The sequence below is a fragment of the Streptomyces ochraceiscleroticus genome (assembly GCF_000720485.1).
In the GTDB taxonomy this organism is placed as follows: domain Bacteria; phylum Actinomycetota; class Actinomycetes; order Streptomycetales; family Streptomycetaceae; genus Streptomyces; species Streptomyces ochraceiscleroticus.
The window spans coordinates 132,956-157,914 of the sequence record NZ_JOAX01000010.1 but is presented as its reverse complement, the minus strand read 5'-3'; the positions used below and the strand labels follow the sequence as shown (position 1 = coordinate 157,914).

Below are 24,959 nucleotides of genomic sequence, written 5' to 3'. Positions count from 1 at the left end.
TATGAGAGTGGCAGTAGGCCCAGAAACAATCAAGCATGCCTGCATGATTTTTTCGGGTCCGCTTCTGCCCCCTTTTCAGGCCCTTCTCCCCCGAATGGTGGCCCCCGATTTGCAGGCGCACCATGAAGAGAGGGGGCCGAGAACGAAGGGATCCATCGTGCTTAAGGAAAAGACGATCCTTGAGGTCAAGACGATCGAACAGCCGGATGAACGGCGCGAATTTCCCCATGGCCACCTCGACAGCGTCCACCTGTCCGGGCTGGACTTCGCCAAGGCGACCTTCGAGCCGGGCTGGCGCTGGTCCGAGTCCGTGGCCCCGCTCGCGGGGACCAGAAGCTGCGAGGTTCCGCACAACGGCTATGTCGCACAAGGACGTATGCACGTCCTCATGGACGACGGTACGGAGGGCGAAGCCGGTCCCGGCGATGTCTTCGTGATCTCCCCCGGGCACGACGCCTGGGTCGTCGGGAACGAAACGGTCGTGGTGTACGACTTCGCCGGCGCCATGGCCCAGGAGTACGCGAAGTCGCGGTAAGAGTTCAGCCGCCGTGCGCGTACAGCGAGAAGCGGCGGCGGTTGACCTTGCCCGAGGTGAAGCCCGCAACCAGCCGTTCGCCGCCGCGGTGCAGCACGGCCAGGCCCTCCGGCTCACGCGGGTGCAGCTTCTGCCCCGCCCTCGTGCGGACCTCCTGCACGATCGCGCCGCTGCGCAGGTCGATGCAGGTCAGACGGGCGTTGCCGGGTCCGGACGCCGGATTCCCCGGACCGAACGGACTGCCGGTGAGCTGGTACGCGTAGTCCCCCGACAGCGCCAGCCCCTGGTGGAAGACGCCCTTGCGCAGGAGCGGCTGCGCGACGTCGGCGAGCGGCTTCGGGGTGCCCGCGGCGAAGTCGTCCAGGTCGTAGAGCGCGTAACGGTAGATGCCGGTCGCGCGGCGGTAGCGGAGCAGCAGGCGGCGGGTGGTCATGTCGACCGCCGGCTGGTTCTTCGTGGTGCCGGGCTGCGGACGGTACGTGAGCAGCGAGCGGTCGCCGGCCCGCAGCACCCGGTTCGGGCGGTAGGGGAAGCGGGCGATGCCGCGGCCGTAGCCGGAGGCGGGGTTGACGTCCCACTCGGTCCAGAGCAGCGGCACCTTCCCGGGCCGGTGCTGCACGCCGAGGGAGCCGCCGTGCCCGAAGCCGGTGAGGAACATCCGGTCCTTCAGCTTCCCGGACATGGTGAGGCGGTTCAGGCACAGGTCGCCGCGGGTGACCCGCTGCGCGTGGCTGTACGTCCGCGCCTCACCCCTCAGGCGGACGCCGCCCTGCACGACCTGGAGGGCGTAGATGTACCCGGCCTCCTCGTCGAACGCGAAGGACTGCAGGACGGAGAAGTGCGTGAGCCGCTTTTTCTGCAGCAGCACGGTGGCCGGTCCGGACAGGTCGATCATGCCGCCCGCGTCCTGGGCGGCCCCGGGCATGTCGACGTCCGGCATGGTGGCGGGCGCCGGGCTGACGGTGGGGACCGGCCGGCCGCCCGGGCCGGGTGGCCCCGGCACAGCCTCCGCCCGGCCGGTGAGCAGCACCGGGCCGCCGAGAACCGCGGCGCCTCCGAACCTGAGAAGTTCCCTGCGCCCGATCCCCGTCATACCGCTGACCCCTCCGTCGCCGCCATACTCGCCGTCCCGTACGTCCTCGTTCCGTACAGGGAGACGTGTGACCGGTGACGGACAGGCGCCACACGCGTTTTCCGGCGGCTTCATCCATCCGCCCCCGGCCGCTCACGCCAACGGCCCCCACGGGCCGGCGGTGGGGTCAGTGGGCGGAGCCCGCCGAGCGGACCGCGCCGACGCTCGCGAGGACGACCATGGCGATGGCGGCGATCTCCGCCCAGCCGAGCGCCTGGTGCAGGACCAGGAAGCCCGCCGTCGCCGCCGCGGCCGGCTCCAGGCTCATCATCACGGCGAAGCCGGACGCCGGGAGCCTGCGCAGGGCCAGCAGCTCCAGGGTGTACGGCAGCACCGAGGACATCAGCGCGACGGCCGCGCCGAGGCCGAGCGTCACGGGGTCGATCAGCGCCGAACCGGCGGACGCGACACCCAGCGGCAGGCTGAGGACGGCCGCGACGGTCATCGCCAGCGCCAGCCCGTCCGCCTGCGGGAAGCGCTGTCCCGCGCGGGCGGACAGCAGGATGTACGCGGCCCACAGCGCGCCGGCCGCCAGGGCGAAGCCGGCGCCGGCCGCGTTCAGCCCGTCGAAGCCCTCGCGGCCCAGCAGCGCGACGCCGCCGAGCGCGAGCGCCGCCCACACCAGGCTCAGCGCGCGCCGCGAGGTCACGATCGACAGCACCAGCGGGCCGAGGAATTCCAGGGTGACCGCGGCGCCCAGCGGGATGCGGTCGATGGCCTGGTAGAAGAGCGAGTTCATGCCGGCCAGCGCGATGCCGAAGCCGACGACGGTGGCCCAGTCGCCGCGCGAGTAGCCGCGCAGCTTCGGGCGGCAGGCCACGAGCAGGACCAGCGCCGCGACGACGAGGCGCAGCGTGACCACGCCGAGCGCACCGGCCCGCGGGAACAGCAGTACCGCCACCGACGAGCCGAACTGCAGCGAGACGATGCCGCCGATGACCAGCCCGACGGAGGTCAGGCGGGCGCGGGAGCCGCCGGCCCGCTCGGTCCGCCGTACCTCCTCCGAGGCCGGTACCGCCGCGAGCTGCGCGGGCTCGCTGGCGTCCGGGAGGCCGGCGGAGGAGCTGGAGCGAGGGTCGGCCTGCGGGCCGGACTGGGGAGACGAGTGGTTCACACACCCCAAGCTAAGGGCCGCCGCCCCGGTTGGTGAAATGCGCTTCAGCGTCTTTAGGTACTGACAGAGGTTTCCGGCCGGGCCGTCACAGATGCTCCGCCAGTACCTCCGCCAGATGGCGCCCGGGCCGCGCGCCGAGCTGCGCGAGCTGCGTACGGCAGGAGAAGCCGTCGGCGACGATCTCCGCGTCCGGGTCCGCGTCCCGTACGGCCGGCAGCAACTGCTCCTCCGCGCACGCCACGGACACGTCGTAATGGCCGCGCTCGAAACCGAAATTGCCCGCCAGCCCGCAGCAGCCGCCGCTCAGCTCGCCGGTCAGCCCGGCCCGCTCGCGCAGCCGGCGCTCCGCCGCGTCCCCGAGCACGGCGTGCTGGTGGCAGTGGGTCTGCCCGGCCACCGGGCGGTCGACGCGCGGCGGCCGCCAGTCCGGCGCGTACTCCTCCAGGTACTGCGCGAAGGTGCGCACGGAGCCGGCCAGCTCGGCGGCGCGGGGATCGTCCGGAAGCAGTTCGGGGAGGTCGGTGCGGAGGGTGGCGGCGCAGCTCGGCTCCAGGACGACGACCGGCGAGCCGAGCGTCGTCTCGACGCGGTCCAGGGTGCGCCGCATGACCTTGCGGGCCTGGTCGAGCTGGCCGGTGGAGACGTAGGTCAGGCCGCAGCAGACAGGTTTTCTGTCGCCCCGGCCCGGGATCAGGACCTCCCTGCCGGTCGCCTCCAGGACCTTGACGGCGGCCCGGCCGACGGACGGCGCGAGGTGGTTGGTGAAGGTGTCCGGCCAGAGGAAGGCGACCCGGTCGCTGGAGAAGATGTGCGTACCGTCGCCGAGGCGTGCCCGGGAGCGGCGGTCCAGCCAGCGTGTGAACGGCTCCGGCGCGATCTCCGGGATCGTGCGCTCCGGCGCGATGCCGCCCGCCCGTTTGGCCAGCGCGGCGAGCGGCCCGACCCGGGCCGCGGCATTGATCACCGGCGCCAGCCGGGAGATCGCGGCGGCCCGCAGCCACAGCGGCAGCCGCCCCATGGCGTAGTGCGCGGCGGGCCGCAGCCGGCCTTCGTAGTGGTGGTGCAGGAACTCCGCCTTGTACGTCGCCATGTCGACGCCCACCGGGCAGTCGCTGCGGCACCCCTTGCAGGACAGGCACAGGTCCAGCGCGTCACGCACTTCGGTCGAGCGCCAGCCGTCCGTGACCACCTCGCCCGCCAGCATCTCGTGCAGCAGCCGGGCGCGGCCGCGGGTCGAGTGCTGCTCCTCGCCGGTCGCCCGGAAGGAGGGGCACATCACGCCCGCGCCGGAGACGGAGGTGTTGCGGCACTTGGCGACGCCGACGCAGCGCCGTACGGCAGCGGAGAAGTCCCCCTTGTCGTGCGGATAGCCGAACTCCACATCGACCGGCTTCCGCGGCAGCACGGCGAAGCGGAGATTGTCGTCCATACGGTCCGGACGGACGAGCATGCCGGGGTTGAGCCCGCCCGCCGGGTCCCACACGTCCTTGAAGCGCCCGAAGAGACCGGTGAGTTCCGGCCCGTACATCTTCGGCAGCAGTTCCGCGCGCGCCTGCCCGTCGCCGTGCTCGCCGGACAGCGACCCGCCGTGCGCGACGACCAGGTCCGCCAGGTCGTGCGAGAAGTCCCGGAAGCGCCGGATGCCCGGACCAGTGAGCAGGTCGAAGTCGATGCGTACGTGGATGCAGCCGTCCCCGAAGTGGCCGTACGGAGTGCCGCGCAGCCCGTGCTGTCCGAGCAGCCCCCGGAAGTCGCGCAGATAGCCGCCGAGCCGCGCCGGAGGAACCGCGCAGTCCTCCCACCCGGGCCACGCCTCGCTCCCGTCCGGCATCCGGGTCGCCGTCCCCGAGGCGTCCTCCCGCACCCGCCACAGGGCGCGCTGCCCCGCCGGGTCCGACACGAGCAGATGGTCCGTGACGCCGTCGGCGGCCGCCGCCCGGGACAGCTCCTCGGCGCGCGCCCGCGCCTCCTCCGGCGAGCCACCGCCCATCTCCACGAAGAGCCACGCACCGCCCTTGGGCAGCCCGCCCGGATCGGGCACCAGGTCGGACGCCATGCCCTCCACGGTCAGCGGCCCGAACGGCAGCAGGGTGTGCGCGGCCTCGGCGGCGGCGCTCTCGTCCGGGTACCCCAGTACGGCGAGGACCCGGGCGGCCGGCGCCTCGACCAGCTTCACCGTCGCCTCGGTCAGCACGCCGAGGGTGCCCTCGCTCCCGGTGAGCGCCCGAGCGAGATCGACGCCGTTCTCCGGCAGCAGCGCGTCCAGCGCGTACCCGGAGATCCGGCGCGGCAGCTCGGGGAAACCGGTGCGCAGCAGCGCGAGGTCCCCGTCGACCAGGGCGCGCACGCCGTCCGCGAGGGCGCCCGGCACACCGTCGAGCCCCTGGCCCGCCCGGACGCGCTCGCCCCCGTACGTCAGCACGTCCAGCGCGCTCACGTTGTCCGCCGTCGTCCCCCAGGCCACCGAGTGCGAGCCGCAGGAGTTGTTGCCGATCATGCCGCCGATCGTGCAGCGGCTGTGCGTGGAGGGGTCGGGGCCGAAGGTCAGGCCGTGCGCGGCGGCCGCGGTGCGCAGCTCGTCGCAGATCACGCCGGGCTGGACCACGGCCGTCCGCGCCTCCGGGTCCAGCGACACGATCCGCCGCATGTGGCGGGTGAAGTCGAGCACCACGCCCGTGCCGGTGGCCTGCCCCGCGATGGACGTGCCGCCGCCGCGCGGCACCACCGGCACGCCGTGCTCCCGGCAGACCCGCAGCGCGGCCGCGACATCCGCTTCGTCCCGCGGCGCGACGACCGCCCGCGGCACCCGCCGGTAGTTCGACGCGTCCATGGTCACCAGCGCCCGGTCCGTCGCGGTGCCCGACACCTCGCCCCGCACGGCCGTACTCAGCGCCCGTACCAGCTCCCGGTCCGCCGCCCCTGCCCCTGTCTCCTTCTGCACACGCTCAGCCATACCCCTCAGCCTGCCCCGCGGGACAGCAGGAGATGGCCCGCGACGCCCGCCCGTCCCCGGACACTCCCGTCTCAACCGCTGGACTCCGGTCAGAACCCGGCGGCCCGACGGATTAGGCTTCATACGTGGCTGAGATCCAGATTCCCGCTGACATCAAGCCCGCCGACGGACGTTTCGGCGCTGGCCCCTCCAAGGTGCGTACGGAGGCGCTCGACGCCCTGGCCGCCACCGGAACCTCCCTCCTCGGTACCTCTCACCGCCAGGCCCCGGTCAAGAACCTGGTCGGCAAGGTGCGCGAGGGCGTGCGCGACCTCTTCCAGCTCCCCGAGGGCTACGAGGTCATCCTGGGCAACGGCGGCTCGACCGCGTTCTGGGACATCGCGACGCACGGCCTGATCGAGCGCAAGTCCCAGCACCTCTCCTTCGGCGAGTTCTCCTCGAAGTTCGCCAAGGCCAGCAAGCTCGCGCCCTGGCTGGAGGAGCCCACCGTCATCTCCTCCGACCCCGGCACGCACCCGGAGCCGCAGGCCGAGGCGGGCGTGGACGTCTACGCCTTCACGCACAACGAGACCTCCACCGGTGTCGCCGCGCCCATCAAGCGCGTCGCGGGCGCCGACGAGGGCTCCCTCGTCCTGGTCGACGCCACCTCCGGCGCCGGCGGCCTCCCGGTCGACATCGCCGAGACGGACGTCTACTACTTCGCCCCGCAGAAGTCCTTCGCCTCCGACGGCGGCCTGTGGATCGGCGTCTTCTCGCCCGCGGCCCTGGAGCGCGCCCGCGCGGTCCACGCCTCCGGCCGCCACGTCCCCGAGTTCTTCTCGCTCCCCACGGCGATCGACAACTCGCTGAAGAACCAGACGTACAACACCCCGGCCCTCTCCACGCTCTTCCTGCTGGGCGAGCAGCTCGACTGGATCAATGGCCAGGGCGGCCTGGACTGGGCGGTCCGCCGCACCGCGACCTCCTCGCGCACGCTGTACGGCTGGGCCGAGGACTCCAAGTACGCCACCCCGTTCGTCACCGACCCGGCGAAGCGCTCGCAGGTCATCGGCACGATCGACTTCAACGAGGACGTGGACGCCGCGGCCGTGGCCAAGGTCCTGCGCGCCAACGGCATCGTCGACACCGACCCGTACCGCAAGCTGGGCCGCAACCAGCTCCGCGTCGCGATGTTCCCGGCGATCGACCCGGCGGACGTCGAGGCGCTGACGAACTGCATCGACTACGTGATCGACAAGCTCTGATCACTCCGGTCGCGCAGATGCGCTGACGTACGCAGGGGCCCCGGCGAGGTGATCGCCGGGGCCCCTGCGCGTTCCGGGCTCAGCGACGGCCGCGGCGGCGGAGGGCGAGTACCGCTGCGATGGCCAGGCCGATGACGAGGACGCCGGTGACGGCCGGGCTGCTCTTCTCCGAGGAGTCGCCGGAGTCGGAGGAGTCGCCGGTACCGTCCGAGCCGTTCTTTTCGCCGCCTCCCGGGGTGGCGGAGCCGTCCCCGGACGCCGATTCCGGGAGCTGTCTCCCGCTCAGCCCGACCGGCTCGACCCGGCTGTCCGCCCCCTCCGACCCGAACATCAGCGTCCGCCCGTCCGGCGTGAACGTGACCGACTCGCCCTGCCCCTGGATCGGTACGCCCACGCTCCCGATGTCGTCCTTCGGCCGGCCGTCCTGCCAGCGGTACATCCGCCCGCCGAAGTAGCTGCGCAGCATCAGCCGCGTGCCGTCCGGCGAGAACGCGCCGTCGGTGACCCACATGTCGATGCCCGAGACACGCCGGAAGACGTTCGGCCCGGACGTGCTCAGCCGCTCGGGTCCCGCGTACAGCGCGGCGCCCCCGTCCTCCTTCTTCGAGACGACGTAGACCCGCCCGGTCTTCGGATGGACCATCATCGCCTCGGCGTTCCGCGGCCCGTCCGCGTACTTCACGTCGTACTGAGTGGCCGTCACGGTCTGGTCGCGCAGCCGCTTCGGCTCCGGGAAGCGGTAGATCCAGACGTGTTCCCAGGACCCGTCGAGGTTGTCGCCGATGTCGCCGACGTACAGGTCACCGTCCGACCCGACCGATATCGCCTCCACGTCGCGCGGATCGCCAACACCCCGCATCGTGACGGTCGCCACCGTCCGCCCGGTCCGGGAATCCACGGCGTAGACGTACGGTCCGTCATCGCTGTCGTTGTGCGTCCAGTAGACGCCCGGATGCGCGCGGCTCGCGGCCAGCCCGCTGGACTCGGTGATCCGCTGATCCTTGATCGTGAACGGTTCCGGGTCGGCGGCGGGCGCGGCCACGGCAGTGGCGGCCGACGTCACCAGCAGGATCCCCGCGGCACCGGCCGCACACAGAAGCGAACGCATGCCCCCAGCTTCCCATCAGCGCGGTGGTCCGCGGTGGCGCGTGGGCAGCGTCACGTACCGGCCGGGCCGGCGATCGGCGAAAATGGCCGGATGCGGATCATGTTCGTCGGCGACTCCATGACCATCGGCTCCGCCGGCGATTACACCTGGCGTTACCGCATGTGGCAGCACCTCAACCGGACCTACGGCGGCCCCTACCGCATCGTCGGCCCGCGCGACACGCTGTACGACATCGCGGCGGCCGAGCCCGTCTCGTACGACTACGGCGACCCCGGCTTTCCCGAACGCGCCCGCCGCCATCTCGCCGGCTGGGGCGAGGGCTGGCTGCACATGGCCCCGCTCATCGGCGAGGCCGTCCGCGCGCACAAGGCCGACACGCTGCTCATCTCCCTCGGCCTCATAGACCTCGGCTTCTACACGGACGCCGACCAGACCGCCGAGAACGCCCGCCGCTTCCTGACGGAGGCCCGCGCCGTGCGGCCGCACGTGCGCGCCGTACTCCTGCCCGTCATCCCCAACGTCCGGGCGAGCGGGGACCCCGACTTCGCCGCCCAGTGCGACCGCTTCAACGAACTCCTGGCGAAGACGGTCGCCGACCTCTCCACCCCGGCCTCACCGCTGCTCCTCGCGTCGCCCCCGGAGGACTACGCCCTGGACCGCGACACGTACGACGGCACGCATCCGTCGCCGTCCGGCGAGCACCTGCTCGCTGCCGCCTTCGCCGACGCGATGTACCAGGGCTGGGACGAGGGCGGCCCGTACGAACCGGCGGCCTGAGCCGTGGGCCGGCCATGGCCCAGCCATCGACAGGCCGGACGGCACCTATTGTTTTTCGATAGATTTCGATCGACAATCGATACATGCATTTCTTCTTCATCGCCGCACTCCGGGCCGGCATAGCCGTAGCGGTCCTCTTCGGCCTCTTCGGTCAGATCGTGATCATCCCGACGACGGCGGCCGATGAGGTCGACCGCTTTCCTGCATACGCCCCGTTCGCCGTGCCCTACGTGACGGTGGCGATCATCGGTGTCACCTGCGTACAGGTCGCGCTCGCCGCCGTGTGGATGCTGCTCAGCATGGTCGAACGCGATGCGATCTTCACGCCACGGGCCTTCCGCTGGGTCGACATCATCATCGGGTCCTCGGTCGTGGCGACACTGCTGGCCGCCGGGGTCGCCGCGCATCTCGGCCTGGCCGAGATCCCCTCCCCCGACGACGGCATGGACGTCATCAGCGCGCTGGCCGCGGCGATCGCGGCCGTCGGCGTGGGAGCAGCGTTCGCGATGCTCGTCGTCGTCATGCGCAACCTCCTGCGCAAGGCGACGGACCTGCAGACCGAGATCGCCGAGGTGGTCTGATGGCGATCATCGTCGACCTCGACCTCCGGCTCGCCGAACGCGGCCTGTCGGTCGGCGAGTTCGCCGAAGCCGTGGGCATCACCCCCGCCAACCTCGCCGTACTGAAGAACGGCCGCGCGAAGGCGGTGCGGTTCACGACCCTCGACGCGATCTGCCGCACACTCGGCTGCCAGCCCGGTGACGTACTGCGCTGGGTGCCCGACGACGCCGGGGACGTCGGGTAACGGGTCCATGCCAGGCCGCGGCAACCGGGCCGAGGCCGCCCAGCACCGGCGCGATCACGCTGCCACCCGCAGCACCATCTCGTGAAGCAACCCCGGCTCCACGAAGGGTGCTTCGGCGCACGGCAGGGAGCGCCACGCCAGGGGCCAGGTGTTCCCGTACAGCGCGGGCACCCCGACGAATGCGGCCTCCCGGCCGCCCCTTCCGAGATCACGCGCCCCGGCCGGCCAGACGTACGCGGCGGCGCTCTTAGGCGGCAGCAGAAAGTACGAGTACCGCCCGCCGGTGGCCGTCCGCACGATGGGACCGGCCCGGAAGTCGGTGAACGCCATGATTTCGTAGGCGACTTGCTCCCCGGTGAAGTCTGCGATGCGGATGGCGTCGAAATGGACGCCGACGGACCGGAGTGCATGCCCTGAGGCGGGCAGCCAGGCCGGTACGAGATCGGGTGAGATTCGCGGGTTCATGACCCGAACCCTTCCGCGCGTGAGTTCACTGTGACCAGTGCCACACGGGAGTGGTGAAGTGCCGTGAACCAAGGGGAGGGTGCCGTGCACAGAAGTGGAAACGGCTCCGGCAATACGCGGATGTTCGGAGCGATCTTGCGGTTCTACCGGGAGCAGGCCGGGATGACGCAGGAGGCGCTGGGTAAGCGGTTGGGGTTCTCCAAATCCCAAGTCGCCATGGTGGAACGGGGAGACCGGCCCCCGAAGGGCGACTTCGCCCCGCTGGCGGACGATGCGGTGGGCGCCCGGGGCGCGCTTCTGGTGGCCGCTGAGCAATTGCACGTCAGTCACTTGCCGACGTGGACCGAGGAGTACGCGGAGGAGGAGGCCGGAGCTGTCGCCCTGCACACGTACCAGAATCACGTCATCCCGGGACAGCTCCAGACCGGCGCATACGCACACGCGGTCTTCAACTGCCACTGCCCTCCGCTGAGCGATGACGAAGTCGACGCAAGGGTCGCCACACGGCTGGACCGCCAGAAGCTGATCCGCCGAGAACCGGCGCCGGTCATCAGTTTTGTTCTGGAGCAGATCGCCATCACCCGCCCTCTGGGAGGTCCGTCCGTGCTCAAGGAGGCGCTGCACCACATCCTGGACATCGCTCGCCTCCGCAACGTCGAGATCCAGGTGATGCCGCCCACTCGGCAGACACACGCGGGACTGAACGGCCCGATGATCCTCTTGGAGACGGCCAAGCGGCGCCAGCTCGCCTACGTCGAAGGACAGAGCGGAGGCTTTTTCGTAGACGAACAGCCCGACCTGGGCGATCTGTTCGCACGGTATGGCATTCTGCGAGCTCAGGCTCTCAGCCCCGAAGACTCCGCGGAACTCATCGAACAGGTGGCACGAGGACTATGAACTGGTTCAAGAGCAGCTACAGCGGCGACCAGGGCGAGTGCATTGAAGTCGCCGTCGCCCCCTCCATCGTCCACGTCCGGGACTCAAAAGACATAACTCGCCCCGGCGTTACCGCGTCCCCCGACTCCTGGTCCGCGTTCATTCACTTGATTCGAGCGGACTCCAAGGCGTTGGCTGTGGAGGCATGGAGTACACGCAGCTAGGACGTACGGGGCTCAAGGTCAGTCGGCTCGTTCTCGGGACGATGAACTTCGGACCGCAGACCGACGAGGCCGACAGTCACACGATCATGGACGCCGCGCTGGGTGCGGGCGTCAACTTCTTCGACACCGCCAATGTGTACGGCTGGGGCGAGAACAAGGGGCGTACCGAGGAGATCGTCGGGTCCTGGTTCGCCAAGGGCGACGGGCGGCGCGACAAGGTCGTGCTGGCGACCAAGGTGTACGGGAACATGGCGCCGGACGGCGCCACCGCGTGGCCGAACCACGACAAGCTGTCCGCCGTGAACATCCGGCGGGCCGTGGACGCCAGCCTCAAGCGGCTGGGGACGGACTACATCGACCTCTACCAGTTCCACCACGTGGACCGCGCGACGCCCTGGGACGAGATCTGGCAGGCGATCGACGTCCTCGTGCAGCAGGGGAAGATCCTCTACGCGGGGTCGTCCAACCACGCGGGCTGGCACATCGCGCAGGCCAACGAGACCGCCGCGCGCCGCGGTTCGTACGGGCTGGTCAGCGAGCAGTGTCTGTACAACCTCGCCGAGCGGCGGGCCGAGATGGAGGTCATCCCGGCGGCCGAGAGCTACGGGCTCGGGGTGATCCCGTGGTCACCGCTGCACGGCGGGCTGCTGGGCGGCGCCATCCGCAAGGAGCGCGAGGGCGGCGCGGCGCGCTCGACCTCGGGGAGGGCCGCCGACACGCTCGCCGACCCGACCGCGCGGGCGCAGATCCAGGCGTACGAGGACGTCGTGGCCAAGCACGGACTGGAGCCGGGCGAGGTCGCGCTGGCGTGGCTGCTCACCCGGCCCGGCGTGACGGGGCCGATCGTCGGGCCGCGCACGACGGACCAGCTCGCGTCGGCCCTCCGGGCAGTGGAACTGACCCTCCCGGAGGAACTGCTGTCGGCTCTGGACGAGATCTTCCCGGGTCCCGGACCGTCCCCCGAGGCGTTCGCCTGGTAACGGTCCTGGTTCGGTTCACGCGCCGGGGGCCGCTGTCCTGCTGTCCAGGCCGGCGGCCTTGCGGGCGCGTTCGTCCCAGACGGGCTCCACCGCGGCGAAGGTCGGCCCGTGGCCCCGGCGGTAGACCATGAGGGTCCGCTCGAAGGTGATGACGATGACGCCCGTCTGGTTGAAGCCGACGGTGCGCACGGTGATGATGCCGATGTCCGGGCGGCTCGCCGACTCGCGCGCGCTGAGCACCTCGGACTGTGAGTAGATCGTGTCGCCCTCGAACACCGGATTGGGCAGCCGGACCCGGTCCCAGCCCAGGTTGGCCATCACGTGCTGGGAGATGTCGGTGACGCTCTGCCCGGTGACCAGCGCCAGCGTGAAGGTGGAATCCACCAGGGGCTTGCCCCAGGCGGTGCCCGCGGAATAGTGGCGGTCGAAGTGCAACGGCGCCGTGTTCTGGGTGAGCAGGGTCATCCAGGAGTTGTCGGTCTCCAGCACCGTGCGTCCCAGCGGATGACGGTAGACGTCGCCGACGGCGAAGTCCTCGAAGTACCGGCCTGTCCAGCCTTCAACGGGCCGGCGGGGCGAATCGTCTTTGACGCGGCTCTCGGTGGTCATGGGCTCATTGTTGGAAGCCGTGGCGGCTGCTGTGAAATGCCGAGTTTTCCGCCACCTCATGCATACGGTGCATGAGCAGTGGAGCACACGTAGTCGTGGAAGCGCCGGACCACGGGCGAGCGAGAGCCCGAGGCCGGCGCGACCATGCCGACGGTGCGCATCGCCCCCGGGTCGCTGAGTGGCACGGCGACCACGGGACCCCGGCGGTCGACCGGACTACCGGTGATCGGCACGATCGCGACGCCGAGGCCGGCCGCGACCAAGGAGCGCAGGGTGCTCAGCTCGGTGCTTTCCAGGGTGACCCGGGGGATGAATCCCGCGGCTGTGCACAGCCGGTCGGCGATCTGGCGCAGCCCGAAGACCGGCCGCAGGGCCACGAAGCTCTCCTCGGCCAGCTCTGCGGTCCTCACCCGGCGCCGCTCGGCCAGCCGGTGCCCCGCCGGGACCAGAAGGCAGAGCGGTTCGTCCCGCAGTGGCGTCCATTCGAGCTCGTCCCCGGCGGGACGCGGGCTGGTCAGGCCCAGGTCCAGTCGGCCGTGCCGGACGTCGTCGACCACCGTGTCGGCGGCGTCGCCGCGCAGCTCGAACGTGGTGTGCGGGGCGATGGCGCGGTACTCGGCGAGAAGTTCGGGCACCAGCCAGGTGCCGTACGAGTGCAGGAACCCGAGTGCCACCGTGCCGGAATCCGGGTCGACCAACGTGGCGATGCGCTGCTCGGCCGCCTCGATCTCGGCGATGGCGCGCAGGGCGTGGGCACGGAAGACCTCGCCGTACTTGTTGAGGCGCAGCCGGTTCTGGTGGCGGTCGAACAAGGGCACGCCCACGCGGTGCTCCAGCCGCCGGATGGCCCGGGACAGCGTCGGCTGCGAGATGTTCAGCCGCTCGGATACGAGCGTGACGTGCTCATGTTCGGCCAAGGCCGCGAACCACTGCAGCTCCCGGATCTCCATGCTCGGACTATACGTCTTGCGCATGGACCGGTCGGGAATTCGTCATTTCACAACGGCTCGACACGGGCGGAAAGTGGCCCCACAGCCGATCAGGACTCCGTGGGAGGGACCCCCATGTCCGAGCCGCATTCCCCGCATTCCCAGCAATCCGAGCACTCCCCTGAGCATCATCTTGCCCCCGGCCCCGCGACTGACCGTGCGACCGGCGGGGCCCTGGGCCCTGCGGCCGGTCCGCTGGCCGGGCTCGTCGTGGTGTCGCTCGAACAGGCCGTCGCCGCGCCGTTCGCCACCCGCCAGCTCGCCGATCTGGGAGCGCGGGTCATCAAGATCGAGCGCCCCGGCAGCGGCGATCTCGCCCGTGGCTACGACCGCACCGTACGGGGCATGTCGAGCCACTTCGTATGGCTGAACCGCGGCAAGGAGAGCGTCGAGCTCGACATCCGATCACCGGAGGGCAACCGGCAGTTGCACGCCCTGGTCGACCGGGCCGACGTGCTGGTCCAGAACCTCGCGCCGGGCGCGGCCGCCCGCCTCGGCATTGGCCATCACGCGCTCGCTCTCAGCCACCCGCGGCTGATCACCTGCGACATCTCCGGGTACGGCAGCAGCGGTGGCTACCGCGACCGCAAGGCATACGACCTGCTGGTCCAGAGCGAGGCCGGGCTCCTGTCCATCACCGGCACCCCCGACACCCCCTCGAAGGTGGGGCTGTCCATCGCCGACATCTGCGCCGGCATGTACGCCTACTCCGGCATCCTCACCGCTCTGCTCGAGCTGGCCCGCACCGGGGAGGGCTCCCGGCTGGAGATCTCCATGCTGGAGGCGCTCGGGGAGTGGATGGGGTACGCCGAGTACTTCACGCGCTACGGCGGCACGGCACCCGGCCGCACCGGCGCGAGCCACGCCACGATCGCCCCGTACGGCCCCTTCGCCACCCGTGACGGCAAAACGATCGTGCTGGGGCTGCAGAACGAGCGCGAGTGGGCTTCCTTCTGCGAGATCGTCCTGCGCCGCCCGGAGCTGTGTGACGACAACCGCTTCGCGGGCAACGCGGACCGCGTCGCCCACCGCGCCGACCTGGACAAGCTGGTGCGTGACGTGGCCGGCGGGCTCACCGCGAAGGAGCTGGTGACCCGCCTCGAGGAGGCGAGGATCGCCTACGCACGGCAGCGCGGCATGGAGGAGTTCAGCGACCATCCCCAGCTGCGTGAGCGGGGCCGCTGGGCGTCCTTCGACAGCCCCGTCGGAGAGCTGGAGGGCCTGATCCCGCCGGTCACCTTCCATGGTGAGGACGGCACCCCGCAGCGGCTGCGGCCGGTGCCGGGGCTGGGCGAGCACACCGAGTCCGTCCTCGCGTGGCTCGACGCCTCGCAGGCCGGCACGCGGGACGGGAGCGCGCCATGTCCACAGAACTGACGGGCGTGCTCGTACTCGTTGCTGTCTTTGTGCTGTCCAGCGTGCGCGGGCTGAACATGGGCGTGCTCGCCCTGGTGGCGACGTTCCTGCTGGGCTGCATCGGACTCGGCCGCACTCCCGAGGAAGTGCTGGCCGGCTTTCCCGCCGAGATGTTCGTGGTGCTGGTCGCCGTGACGCTCCTCTTCGGCATCGCCCGGGTCAACGGCACCGTGGACTGGCTGGTCCACGCGGTGATGCGGGCGGCCGGCCAACGCGCCGGTGTGGTGCCCTGGGCGCTCTTCGCCGTCGCCGCACTGCTGTGTGCGACCGGAGCGGCCTCGCCCGCGGCAGTCGCGATCGTCGCACCGATCGGCATCACCTTCGCCGTGCGGCACCACATCGATCCGCTGTACGCCGGATTGATGGCGGTCAACGGCGCGGCGGCGGGCAGCTTCGCCCCCACCGGCATTCTGGGCGGCATCGTCAACTCGGCCCTCCAAGACAGCGGGCTGCAGGTCGGCGGCGGGCAGCTCTTCGCCGGCACCTTCGCCTTCAACGTCGCCGTCGCAGTGGTCACCTGGTGTGTCTTCGGACGCCGGAAAACCGGGGACGAGGCGCACAGGGACGGTACGGACCGCATGGACCGTACGGACCACAGGGAAGGCACGGGCCCCACCGACGAGAAGAGCAGCAGCACCCCTGTGTCCCTGGGAGTCGAACAGGTGGCAACGCTGGCCGGGATGGCCGCGCTGGTCCTGGGCACCACGGTGCTCTCCCTGGACACGGGCTTCCTGGCACTCACCCTGGCCGCACTGCTGGCCCTGCTGTTCCGGCGTACCGCCCAGCAGGCCGCCAAGGAGATCGCCTGGCCCGTGGTGCTGCTGGTGTGCGGGATCGTCACCTACATCGCACTGCTGCAGGAACTGGGCATCGTGGATTCGCTCGGCAAAATGATCGCGGCGGTCGGTGCGCCCCTGCTGGCGGCCCTGATCATCTGCTACGTCGGCGGTGTCGTCTCCGCCTTCGCGTCCACCACCGGCATCCTGGGCGCACTCATGCCGCTGGCCGTGCCCTTCCTCGCTTCAGGCACCATCGGCACCACCGGCATGGTGATCGCCTTGGCCTCGGCCGCGACCGTGGTCGACGCCAGCCCGTTCTCCACCAACGGCGCGCTGGTCATCGCCAACGCACCCGAGAGGCTTCGCAACGCCACGTACCGGGGGCTGCTGCGGTGGGGCGCGGGCGTGTGCGTACTGGCGCCCGTAACCGCCTGGCTGGTCTTCGTAGTCGTATGACCTCCCGAATGATGACCTCCCGGGTCAGCCATATGACCTCTCGGACGAAAGGAACCGCGATGCAGTGCGAGGCCCGCACCTTGCTCTTCGTCCCGGGCGACCGGCCGGAGCGCTTCGCGAAGGCAGCGGCCAGCGGAGCGGACGGCGTCCTGATCGATCTGGAGGACGCCGTGGCCCCGGACGCCAAAGTGCAGGCACGCAAGGAGGCAGTGGCGTGGCTGGCGGAACACCACGGCTTTGTCCGCGTCAATGCCACGGACACCCCCTGGCACGCCGATGACATCGCAGCGCTCGCCAAGGCCGGGAGGCTGCGCGGAGTGGTGCTGCCCAAGAGCTCGACGGCGCGGCAGGTGGCTTCGGTGATCCATCGGTTGCCGGCAGGAGTGCCGCTGCTGGCGCTGGTGGAGAGCGCGCTCGGACTGCGCGAGGTGGCGGCGATCGCCGACGTCCCCGGGGTGAGCCGGCTCCTGTTCGGCAGCATCGACTACGCCCTCGATACCGGCGTCATCGCCTCCTCCCCCGAGGAACCGGAGCTGGCCTGGGCCCGCTCTGCCTTGGTGAATGCGTCACGAGCGGCCGGGCTGCCGGCACCGCTGGACGGCGTACACGCACAGATTGACGACGAGCAGGGCCTTGCCGCCTCATCTCGGCGCAGCCGGGCCCTCGGCTTCGGCGGCAGATTGTGCGTCCACCCGCGGCAGATCACCACGGTGCACCGCGCCTGGCAGCCGTCCTCCGCAGAGGTCCAGTGGGCCCGACGGGTGCTTCAAGCCGCCGACGACGCCAAGGGGGCGGCTGTCCAGGTGGACGGACAAATGATCGACCTGCCACGCCTGCAATGGGCACGCGCACTGCTGTCCCTGGCGCACGTCACTGCAGGGCGGCCGCCACGATGACGACGATCAGCAGCACGGCGAGCAGGCCGGACATGATCCGGTTACGGGTCTTGGGATCCACCCTTTGAGCGTAACCGGACGGCCGGACGGGCCCGCAGCCAGTACCGGAGTACTCCGTCCGTACCGGTCTCAGTAGCCCACCACGGTCAGCGCCCGGCGTGGCCCAGGGGCCAGCTCGCCACTTTCTCGTACCGGGGCTGTTCCCCGGGGACGCCGGAGGTGGGGAGGTTGCTGCGTACCAGGGCCAGCTCCGCCACCTCCCACTCCGCGCTCTCGTACTCCGCGAGCGCGTCCACGAAGGGCACGAGGTCCACGCGGTCGTCGCCCCGGTGGCGGGCCAGCGTCAGGTGCGGGGTGTAGCGGCGGTGCTCGTCCATGTCCACGCCGGCCCGGCGCGCCGCGGCCCCCGTTGAATCCGCGAGGTGCCGCATCGCCTCGCGACCACCGGCCGCGCCCGCCCACAGCACCTTGTGATCGAACCGGCCGCCGCCGCTGATGCGGAGCGGAAACGGGGGGTGCCGGTGGGCCGCACGGGCCAGCCGGGTGTGCAGCTCGGGAAGCAGCTCCTCGGCGACCTCACCGTAGAAGGCGAGCGTGAAGTGCCAGCCGTCGTGACCGGTCCAGCGGAGGCGCTCCGCTTCGGGAAGCCGACGCACTGCGGCCAGCTCGGCGGCGAGGTCGTCGATCGCCGCGGGTGGCGGCAGGACCGCTGCGAAGAGTCTCATGCGGTCATTTTCGCGTGTGCGGACACGTCGTGGTTGCTCGCGCAGTTCCCCGCGCCCCTTCAGGGGCGCGGGGAACTGCGCGATCGGCCCACGCGGCGCCGCAGACGGTCACGCCGCCGCAGTGACCCGGTCCCGCCGGGCGCCGGCCCCCTCGCGGGGGACGAACGCGAGGTGGCGGTGACCGCGCCGGAGATCGATCTTCAGGCGCAAGCCACCCGCGCGGGCCAGGAAGAGGCCGACGCCGACCGCCGCAAGCGCGGAAATCGCTCCGCCCGAGAGGAAGCCGATACGCGCGCCGTACGCGTCGGTGATCCAGCCGACCAGCGGGGCGCCGAGCGGGGTGCCGCCCATGAAGACCATCATGAACAGGCTCATCACGCGGCCGCGCATCGCGGGGTCGGTCGCGAGCTGGACGCTGGAATTCGCGGTGACGTTGATCGTCAGGCCGCACATGCCGATCGGGACCAGGAGCACCGCGTACAGCCAGAACGTGGGGGCGAGCGAGGCCGCGATCTCCAGGACGCCGAAGACGAGGGCGGCGCCCACCAGCAGCCGGAGGCGGGACGTGCCGCGCCGGGCGGCGAGCAGCGCGCCGGCCAGCGAACCGGCCGCCATCAGCGTGTTGAGCAGGCCGTACGTGCCGGCGCCCGAGTCGTAGACCTTGTCCACGAAGGCGGTCAGCCAGATCGGGAAGTTGAAGCCGAAGGTGCCGATGAAGCCGACCAGCACGATGGGCCAGATCAGGTCGGGGCGGCCCGCCACGTACCGCAGGCCCTCGCGGAGCTGGCCCTTGCCACGCGGCACGACCTTGCCCTGGTGCAGTTCCGAGGGGCGCATCATGAGCAGGCCGACGATCGGCGCGATGAAGGACAGGCCGTTGAGCATGAAGGCCCAGCCGCTGCCGACGGCGGTGATCAGCACGCCGGCGACGGCGGGGCCGACCAGGCGGGCCGACTGAAAGTTCGCGGAGTTCAGGCTGACGGCGTTCCGTATGTCGTCGGGGCCGACCATCTCGGAGACGAAGGACTGCCGCGCCGGATTGTCGACGACCGTGACGAGGCCGAGCAGGAAGGCGACGAGATAGACGTGCCAGACCTGCACCTGTCCGGTGAGGGTCAGTACCGCGAGGGCGAGTCCCGTGAGGCCCATCGCGGACTGGGTGAGCAGGAGCAGCTTGCGCTTGGGCAGCCGGTCGGCGATGACACCGCCGTACAGCCCGAAGAGCAGCATCGGGAGGAACTGCAGGGCGGTGGTGATGCCGACGGCGGCGGAGGAGCCGGTCAGGCTCAGTACCAGCCAGTCCTGGGCGATCCGCTGCATCCAGGTGCCGGTGTTGGAGACGACCTGGCCGGTCGCGAAGAGACGGTAGTTGCGGATGCGCAGCGAGCTGAAGGTGCCCTTGCGCGGCTTGGCGGCAGCCGCGGCGGCATGCGCCTGGGGCGCGGGGGCGGCGTGGGTCGCGCCGGTCGCGTCGTTGTCGTGATCAGGTGCGGGGGCGGAGTCTGCTCCGGATCCCGTACTCAAAGTGGGTTCGCCTCCTCGGCGGTCGGTTGCTGTGCGTCGGTGGCTTCGGCATCGGTGGTCCGCTCCCCGGATCGGCGGCTCGCCGCGCGCTGTACGTACGCGCGCGGCTACAAGCGCTACAGGTGCGCGAGCTTTTCCAGTACGGGCGCGGCGGCCCGCAGCGTGGCCCACTCGTCCTCGTCCAGGCCGGAGACCAGCTCGGTCAGCCAGACGTTGCGCCGGCGGCGGCTCTCGTCGAGCATCGCCTCCGCCTGCTCGGTCTGCGTGACGACCTTCTGGCGCCGGTCGTCGGGGTGCGGCTCCAGCCGGACCAGTCCCTTGGCTTCGAGCATCGCCACGATGCGGGTCATCGACGGCGGCTGGACGTGCTCCTTGCGGGCCAGCTCACCGGGGGTGGCGGTGCCGCAGCGCGCGAGGGTGCCCAGCACCGACATTTCGGTGGGGCTGAGCGATTCATCGACCCGCTGGTGCTTGATCCGGCGGGAGAGGCGCATGACGGCGGACCGCAGCGCGTTCACGGCGGCAGCGTCGTCACCGAGGGACAGTTCCGGCATGTTTGTTAGCGTAACTCATTACCCTAACTAAAGAAAGTCGAGAGTCACCGGTCTTCCTGCATCAGCCACTCATCACCCAAACGAGTGAGCTGTTTCCGGAAAGTGACACCGTGGGGCCGCTCCTGCGAGGAGCGTTGACCGCATGGGATCGAGAGTGCTCAGCCTGCGCATCGACGGTGAGCTTCTGGAGCGCATCGGACGGCACGCGGCCAAACGCGGCATGAGCGTCCAGGATTACGTGATCCGGACGCTCATGCGCGAGGACTTCGACGAACGCTTCGCGACGTCGGTCGAGGAGACGGAACGTTTCTATGCGGCTCCGCCGATATGACGGAACCTCCGGCCGCTACTTCAGGCCCAGCGCCTGCTCGATCGGGTTGAGCAGGAAGTACACCAGGAAGCAGAGGCCGACGACGTCCAGCAGCCAGGGGATCTCCTTGAAGCGGCCGGTCGCGGTCCGCAGCAGGATGAAGGCGAGGACGCCGATGCCGATGCCGTTGGTGATGCTGTAGGTGAAGGGCATCGAGACGATCGTCAGGAACGCCGGGATGCCGACGGTGGCGTCGCTCCAGTCGATCTCGCGGACGTTCGACGCCATGATCAGGAAGCCGACGACGACCAGGGCCGGGGTCGCGGCCTGCGACGGCACGACCGTGGCGAGCGGGGTGACGACCAGCGTGAGCAGGAAGAGCCCGCCGGTGACCACGTTCGCCAGGCCCGTACGGGCGCCCTCGCCGACACCCGCCGTGGATTCAACAAAGCAAGTGTTGGCCGAGCAGGAGCCGAGGCCGCCGCCCGCGACGCCGATGCCGTCCATCATCAGGATCCGGCCCATGCGCGGGAGCTGGCCGTTCTCGTCGGCCAGCCCGCTCTCCTCGCCGACGCCGATGATCGTGCCCATCGCATCGAAGAAGCCGGAGAGCAGCACGGTGAAGACGAAGAGGCAGCCGGTCAGCAGGCCGACCTTCTGGAAGCCGCCGAAGAGGCTGATCTGACCGACCAGGGAGAAGTCCGGGGTGCCGACGATCGCGTCCGGGATCTTCGGCACGGCCAGGCCCCAGGCGCTGTCCGGCAGGCCCGCGATGGTGTTGATGATGATCGCGACGACGGTCATGGCGACGATCCCGATGAGGATCGCGCCCTTGGTCTTCCGGACGGTCAGGATGAACATCAGCGCCAGGCCGAGGACGAAGACCAGCACCGGCCAGCCCTGGAGCTGGCCGCCGGTGCCGAGGCCGAGCGGCACGGTGGTGTGCGCGGAGTCCGGGTTGCGCGAGACGAAGCCGGAGTCGACCAGGCCGATCATGGTGATGAACAGGCCGATACCGATCGCGATCGCGCGCCGCAGCCCGTTGGGGATGGCGTCCATGACGCGCTGCCGCAGGCCCGAGGCGACCAGGATCATCAGCACGATGCCGGCCCAGACGACCATGCCCATCGCGTCCGGCCAGGTCATCTTGGGCGCGAGCTGGAGCGAGACCAGCGCGTTGATGCCGAGGCCGGCGGCGAGCGCGATCGGGACGTTGCCGATGACGCCCATCAGGACGGTGGTCAGGCCCGCCATCAGGGCGGTGGCCGTGACGAGCTGGGCGTTGTCCAGGTGGTGCCCGTGCATGTCCTGGCCGCCGGCCAGGATGATCGGGTTCAGGATCACGATGTAGGCCATCGCGAAGAAGGTGGCCAGGCCGCCGCGCACCTCACGGGAGACCGTGGAGCGGCGTGCGGAGATCTGGAAGAACCGGTCGAGACCGTTCTTGGGCTCGGGCGTGGCGCCGGACGGGGAATCGGCGTCGGCCTGGGTGGGGGCCGGGGTGGGCATCGGTGAGGACCTCAGGTGTACGGGCCTGGTGGGGCGCGGCGGCCCGGGGTCGGACCACACAACGATCGGATCAGCTTTGTTCTATCAGACGACAGAAACCGGTCAGATCCGGAAAGGTTCAGTATGAAACAACAAAACGTTGATCGCTATCTCCGCGCGTAGACCCTTGTGGCGACTGGGGCGCAGGGGATCGCGGAGGTGCCGCACACAGGTGGTCGGCGGGCCGCCGTAAGCTTGCCCGTATGTGGAAGAAGTCCGAACTGCGCGAGGCACCCGCTCCTCTGGAGGGGCCCGTCGTCGCCACCATCACCGGCGGCACCGTCATCTGGTTCGTCCTCTTCCTGGCGCAGCTCCCCTTCTACGGCTGGTTCGCCGGCCGCGGGCAGACGTGGTGGGTGTGGACCTGCCTGGCCGGCGGCCTCCTCGGGCTGCTCGGCGTCTGGTACGTCCGCAAGCGCGACGCGGCCATCAAGCGGGACGCGGCCAAGCGCACCGCCGCCGCGGCCACACCGGACGCCTGATAGCCGGGTGATCCGGGCGTCCGGCCCGTAGCGTCGGACGCATGACGGAACGGGCGCAGCCCCCACAGCCCCCACAGTCCGCAACCGAGTACTCCGCGACGGCGCCCGCGCGCGCCCACGGCGGGCTGACCGCCGCCGAGGTCGCGGAGCGGGTGACCCGCGGCGAGGTCAACGACGTTCCGGTACGGTCCTCGCGGTCCACCGCCGACATCGTCCGCGCGAACGTCCTCACCCGCTTCAACGCCCTCATCGGCGCCCTCTTCGCGGTCATCCTGGTCATCGGCCCGATCCAGGACGGCCTCTTCGGCTTCGTCATCGTCGCCAACACCGGCATCGGCATCATCCAGGAGCTGCGCGCCAAGCGGACACTGGACCGGCTCGCCGTCGTCGGCGAGTCCCGGCCGACCGTACGCCGCGACGGCACGGCCACCGAGGTGCACTCCTCCGAGGTCGTCCTCGGCGACCTCATCGAGCTGGGCCCCGGCGACAAGGTCATCGTCGACGGCGAGGTGGCCGAGGCGGACGGGCTGGAGGTCGACGAGTCGCTGCTCACCGGCGAGGCCGACCCGGTACTGAAGCGGCCCGGCGACCCGGTGCTCTCCGGCAGCTTCGTGGTCGCGGGCGGCGGCGCCTTCACCGCCACGAAGGTCGGCCGCGCGGCCTACGCGGCGCAGCTCGCCGAGGAGGCGTCCCGCTTCACCCTCGTCGACTCCGAGCTGCGCAGCGGCATCAGCATGATCCTGAAGTACGTCACCTGGATGATGGTTCCGACGGCCGTCGGCCTCGTCCTCAGCCACCTGTTCACGCTGAACATGGCCGGTGACGACGCGGTCCGCCGGATGGTCGCCGGCATCGTCCCGATGATCCCCGAGGGCCTGGTGCTGCTCACCTCGGTCGCCTTCGCCATCGGCGTCATCCGGCTCGGCCGCCGGCAGTGCCTGGTCCAGGAGCTGCCCGCCATCGAGGGCCTGGCCCGCGTGGACGTGGTCTGCCTGGACAAGACCGGGACGCTGACCGAGGGCGGCATGGACGTCAGCGAGCTGCGGCCGCTGCACGGCGCCGACGAGGAGTACGTACGGCAGGTGCTCGGCGCGCTCGGCGAGTGCGACCCGCGGCCGAACGCCTCGCTGCAGGCGGTCATCGACGCCTACCCGGCGGACGACGGCTGGCGCTGCACGGAGTCGCTGCCCTTCTCCTCCGCCCGCAAGTACAGCGGCGCGTCCCTCAACGGGCCCGACGGCGAGAGCTCGACCTGGCTGCTCGGCGCCCCGGATGTGCTGCTCCCGGACGGCGACGGCACGTTCGCCGAGACGGACGACCTCAACTCCCGTGGCCTGCGCGTCCTCCTGCTGGCCCGCGCGGAACGCGAGCCGGCCGACCCCGCCGTGACCGAGCACCTCACGCCCACCGCGCTGGTCGTCCTGGCGCAGCGGCTGCGCGCGGACGCCCCCGACACCCTGCGGTACTTCGCCGAGCAGCGGGTCCGTACGAAGGTGCTCTCCGGCGACAACGCGGTCTCGGTCGGCGCGGTCGCCGCCGGACTGGGCCTGCCGGGCGCGCAGCACCCGGTGGACGCGCGCCGGCTGCCCGCCGAACCGGAGGCGCTGGCCGGGGCGCTGGAGGACGGTACGGTCTTCGGCCGGGTCACGCCCCAGCAGAAGCGGTCCATGGTGACGGCCCTTCAGTCGCGCGGCCACCACGTCGCGATGACCGGCGACGGCGTGAACGACGTCCTGGCCTTGAAGGACGCCGACATCGGCGTCGCGATGGGCTCCGGCTCCGAGGCGACCCGGGCCGTCGCCCAGATCGTGCTGCTGGACAACAGCTTCGCCGCGCTGCCCGCGGTCGTCGCCGAGGGCCGCCGCGTCATCGGCAACATCACCCGCGTCGCGACGCTCTTCCTCACCAAGACGGTCTACTCCGTCCTGCTCGCGCTGCTCGTCGCCTGCTGGCAGATCCCCTACCCGTACCTGCCGCGCCATCTGACGCTGCTGTCCACGCTGACGATCGGCGTACCGGCCTTCTTCCTGGCCCTGGCGCCCAACAAGGAACGGGCGCGCCCGCACTTCGTAAGGCGCGTCATGCGGTACGCGATCCCCTCCGGACTGATCACCGGGGCCGCGGCGTTCGCGATGTACCTGCTGGCCCGGAGCCACTACTCCGGGCCTGGCGCACTGCGGTCCGAGACCAGCGTGGCGACGCTGACGCTGTTCCTGACCGCGCTCTGGGTACTGGCGATCATCGCCCGGCCCTACACCTGGTGGCGGATCGGCCTGGTCCTGGCGATGGGCGCGGGCTTCCTCGTCGTCCTCGTGATCCCGTGGCTGCAGTCGTTCTTCCAGCTCAGGCTGGTCGGTACGGCAATGCCGTGGACGGCCGTCGCGATGGCGGCGGCCGCCGCGGCGGCACTGGAGCTCACCTGGCGGTGGGTGAGCCGGCGGACCCCTGGCTGACGGTC

General features: G+C 70.8%; 25 protein-coding genes. 14 read left to right on the top strand and 11 right to left on the bottom strand.

Features of this window, described 5'->3' with window-relative positions; all coding sequences use genetic code 11:
* Positions 1-175: 175 nt before the first annotated feature.
* A complete protein-coding gene (locus IG84_RS0115360; protein WP_031056560.1) occupies positions 176-535 on the top strand; it encodes a cupin domain-containing protein in 360 nt (119 codons plus the stop codon).
* Between the two features lie 4 nt (positions 536-539).
* Here IG84_RS0115360 and IG84_RS0115355 read toward each other — a convergent pair whose 3' ends face one another.
* The 3 genes from IG84_RS0115355 to IG84_RS0115345 form a co-directional block, all read right to left on the bottom strand.
* A complete protein-coding gene (locus IG84_RS0115355; RefSeq protein ID WP_051861734.1) occupies positions 540-1,628 on the bottom strand; it encodes a phage baseplate protein in 1,089 nt (362 codons plus the stop codon).
* Positions 1,629-1,794: 166 nt separating this feature from the next.
* Positions 1,795-2,625 (bottom strand): EamA family transporter, encoded by an 831-nt coding sequence (locus IG84_RS0115350; RefSeq protein ID WP_382467384.1) that lies wholly within the window; start codon positions 2,623-2,625, stop codon positions 1,795-1,797.
* Between the two features lie 241 nt (positions 2,626-2,866).
* Positions 2,867-5,734, bottom strand: coding sequence for an FAD-binding and (Fe-S)-binding domain-containing protein (locus tag IG84_RS0115345; RefSeq protein ID WP_031056549.1), 2,868 nt, complete (start codon positions 5,732-5,734; stop codon positions 2,867-2,869).
* A 125-nt stretch (positions 5,735-5,859) separates the two neighbouring features.
* On the opposite strand from IG84_RS0115345, the gene serC reads away from it, so the two are divergent.
* Positions 5,860-6,978: a phosphoserine transaminase gene (gene serC, locus IG84_RS0115340; protein WP_031056546.1), complete on the top strand. Its 1,119-nt coding sequence runs from the start codon at positions 5,860-5,862 to the stop codon at positions 6,976-6,978.
* A gap of 79 nt (positions 6,979-7,057) precedes the next feature.
* Here the strand turns inward: serC and IG84_RS0115335 are convergent, their stop codons facing one another.
* Positions 7,058-8,086 carry a lactonase family protein gene (locus IG84_RS0115335; RefSeq protein WP_031056543.1) on the bottom strand — a complete coding sequence of 343 codons (1,029 nt, stop codon included), beginning with the start codon at positions 8,084-8,086 and terminating at the stop codon, positions 7,058-7,060.
* Between the two features lie 90 nt (positions 8,087-8,176).
* Here IG84_RS0115335 and IG84_RS0115330 point away from each other — a divergent pair, with 90 nt between their 5' ends.
* From IG84_RS0115330 to IG84_RS0115320, 3 genes are all read left to right on the top strand, one after another.
* Positions 8,177-8,863 carry a GDSL-type esterase/lipase family protein gene (locus IG84_RS0115330; protein WP_031056541.1) on the top strand — a complete coding sequence of 229 codons (687 nt, stop codon included), beginning with the start codon at positions 8,177-8,179 and terminating at the stop codon, positions 8,861-8,863.
* A gap of 83 nt (positions 8,864-8,946) precedes the next feature.
* Positions 8,947-9,444, top strand: coding sequence for a DUF2975 domain-containing protein (locus IG84_RS0115325; protein WP_031056539.1), 498 nt, complete (start codon positions 8,947-8,949; stop codon positions 9,442-9,444).
* Positions 9,444-9,668 carry a helix-turn-helix domain-containing protein gene (locus IG84_RS0115320; protein WP_031056537.1) on the top strand — a complete coding sequence of 75 codons (225 nt, stop codon included), beginning with the start codon at positions 9,444-9,446 and terminating at the stop codon, positions 9,666-9,668. The genes IG84_RS0115325 and IG84_RS0115320 overlap by 1 nt, the downstream gene beginning before the upstream one ends.
* A 54-nt stretch (positions 9,669-9,722) precedes the next feature.
* Here the strand turns inward: IG84_RS0115320 and IG84_RS0115315 are convergent, their stop codons facing one another.
* Positions 9,723-10,133, bottom strand: coding sequence for a hypothetical protein (locus tag IG84_RS0115315; protein WP_031056535.1), 411 nt, complete (start codon positions 10,131-10,133; stop codon positions 9,723-9,725).
* A gap of 120 nt (positions 10,134-10,253) precedes the next feature.
* Between IG84_RS0115315 and IG84_RS0115310 the strand changes: the two genes are divergently transcribed.
* From IG84_RS0115310 to IG84_RS0115300, 3 genes are read left to right on the top strand one after another with little or no spacing between them, the layout of a single operon-like run.
* A complete protein-coding gene (locus tag IG84_RS0115310; RefSeq protein WP_031056532.1) occupies positions 10,254-11,030 on the top strand; it encodes a helix-turn-helix domain-containing protein in 777 nt (258 codons plus the stop codon).
* Positions 11,027-11,233 (top strand): DUF397 domain-containing protein, encoded by a 207-nt coding sequence (locus IG84_RS37995; RefSeq protein WP_037800332.1) that lies wholly within the window; start codon positions 11,027-11,029, stop codon positions 11,231-11,233. Before IG84_RS0115310 ends, IG84_RS37995 begins: the two co-directional genes overlap by 4 nt.
* Positions 11,215-12,213, top strand: coding sequence for an aldo/keto reductase (locus IG84_RS0115300; RefSeq protein WP_031056530.1), 999 nt, complete (start codon positions 11,215-11,217; stop codon positions 12,211-12,213). The genes IG84_RS37995 and IG84_RS0115300 overlap by 19 nt, the downstream gene beginning before the upstream one ends.
* 15 nt (positions 12,214-12,228) lie before the next feature.
* On the opposite strand, the gene IG84_RS0115295 is transcribed toward IG84_RS0115300, so the two are convergent.
* Both IG84_RS0115295 and IG84_RS0115290 read right to left on the bottom strand, forming a co-directional pair.
* A complete protein-coding gene (locus IG84_RS0115295; protein ID WP_031056527.1) occupies positions 12,229-12,822 on the bottom strand; it encodes a MaoC family dehydratase in 594 nt (197 codons plus the stop codon).
* Between the two features lie 56 nt (positions 12,823-12,878).
* Positions 12,879-13,772 (bottom strand): LysR family transcriptional regulator, encoded by an 894-nt coding sequence (locus tag IG84_RS0115290; RefSeq protein WP_037800330.1) that lies wholly within the window; start codon positions 13,770-13,772, stop codon positions 12,879-12,881.
* 114 nt (positions 13,773-13,886) lie between these two features.
* Here IG84_RS0115290 and IG84_RS0115285 point away from each other — a divergent pair, with 114 nt between their 5' ends.
* From IG84_RS0115285 to IG84_RS0115275, 3 genes are read left to right on the top strand one after another with little or no spacing between them, the layout of a single operon-like run.
* Positions 13,887-15,188, top strand: coding sequence for a CaiB/BaiF CoA transferase family protein (locus tag IG84_RS0115285; RefSeq protein ID WP_078648843.1), 1,302 nt, complete (start codon positions 13,887-13,889; stop codon positions 15,186-15,188).
* On the top strand, positions 15,173-16,462 hold the full coding sequence (locus tag IG84_RS0115280; RefSeq protein ID WP_031056519.1) for an SLC13 family permease: 1,290 nt from the start codon (positions 15,173-15,175) through the stop codon (positions 16,460-16,462). The genes IG84_RS0115285 and IG84_RS0115280 overlap by 16 nt, the downstream gene beginning before the upstream one ends.
* A 59-nt stretch (positions 16,463-16,521) precedes the next feature.
* Entirely contained in the window at positions 16,522-17,358 is an 837-nt protein-coding gene (locus tag IG84_RS0115275) for an HpcH/HpaI aldolase/citrate lyase family protein (protein ID WP_037800329.1), read from the top strand.
* A gap of 146 nt (positions 17,359-17,504) precedes the next feature.
* Here IG84_RS0115275 and thpR read toward each other — a convergent pair whose 3' ends face one another.
* The 3 genes from thpR to IG84_RS0115255 form a co-directional block, all read right to left on the bottom strand.
* Positions 17,505-18,083, bottom strand: a complete 579-nt coding sequence (gene thpR / locus IG84_RS0115265; protein ID WP_031056513.1) for an RNA 2',3'-cyclic phosphodiesterase — start codon at positions 18,081-18,083, stop codon at positions 17,505-17,507.
* Positions 18,084-18,191: 108 nt separating this feature from the next.
* Positions 18,192-19,607: an MFS transporter gene (locus IG84_RS0115260; RefSeq protein ID WP_031056511.1), complete on the bottom strand. Its 1,416-nt coding sequence runs from the start codon at positions 19,605-19,607 to the stop codon at positions 18,192-18,194.
* A 116-nt stretch (positions 19,608-19,723) separates the two neighbouring features.
* Positions 19,724-20,161: a MarR family winged helix-turn-helix transcriptional regulator gene (locus IG84_RS0115255; RefSeq protein WP_031056509.1), complete on the bottom strand. Its 438-nt coding sequence runs from the start codon at positions 20,159-20,161 to the stop codon at positions 19,724-19,726.
* Positions 20,162-20,303: 142 nt separating this feature from the next.
* Here IG84_RS0115255 and IG84_RS39860 point away from each other — a divergent pair, with 142 nt between their 5' ends.
* Complete coding sequence (locus tag IG84_RS39860; RefSeq protein WP_031056507.1) at positions 20,304-20,492, top strand: hypothetical protein; 189 nt, start codon at positions 20,304-20,306, stop codon at positions 20,490-20,492.
* A 15-nt stretch (positions 20,493-20,507) separates the two neighbouring features.
* Here the strand turns inward: IG84_RS39860 and IG84_RS0115245 are convergent, their stop codons facing one another.
* Entirely contained in the window at positions 20,508-21,980 is a 1,473-nt protein-coding gene (locus IG84_RS0115245) for an NCS2 family permease (protein ID WP_031056505.1), read from the bottom strand.
* A gap of 242 nt (positions 21,981-22,222) precedes the next feature.
* Here IG84_RS0115245 and IG84_RS0115240 point away from each other — a divergent pair, with 242 nt between their 5' ends.
* Positions 22,223-22,501 carry a DUF2530 domain-containing protein gene (locus tag IG84_RS0115240; RefSeq protein WP_031056501.1) on the top strand — a complete coding sequence of 93 codons (279 nt, stop codon included), beginning with the start codon at positions 22,223-22,225 and terminating at the stop codon, positions 22,499-22,501.
* Positions 22,502-22,542: 41 nt separating this feature from the next.
* A complete protein-coding gene (locus IG84_RS0115235; RefSeq protein ID WP_031056498.1) occupies positions 22,543-24,954 on the top strand; it encodes an HAD-IC family P-type ATPase in 2,412 nt (803 codons plus the stop codon).
* The last annotated feature ends 5 nt before the right edge of the window (positions 24,955-24,959 follow it).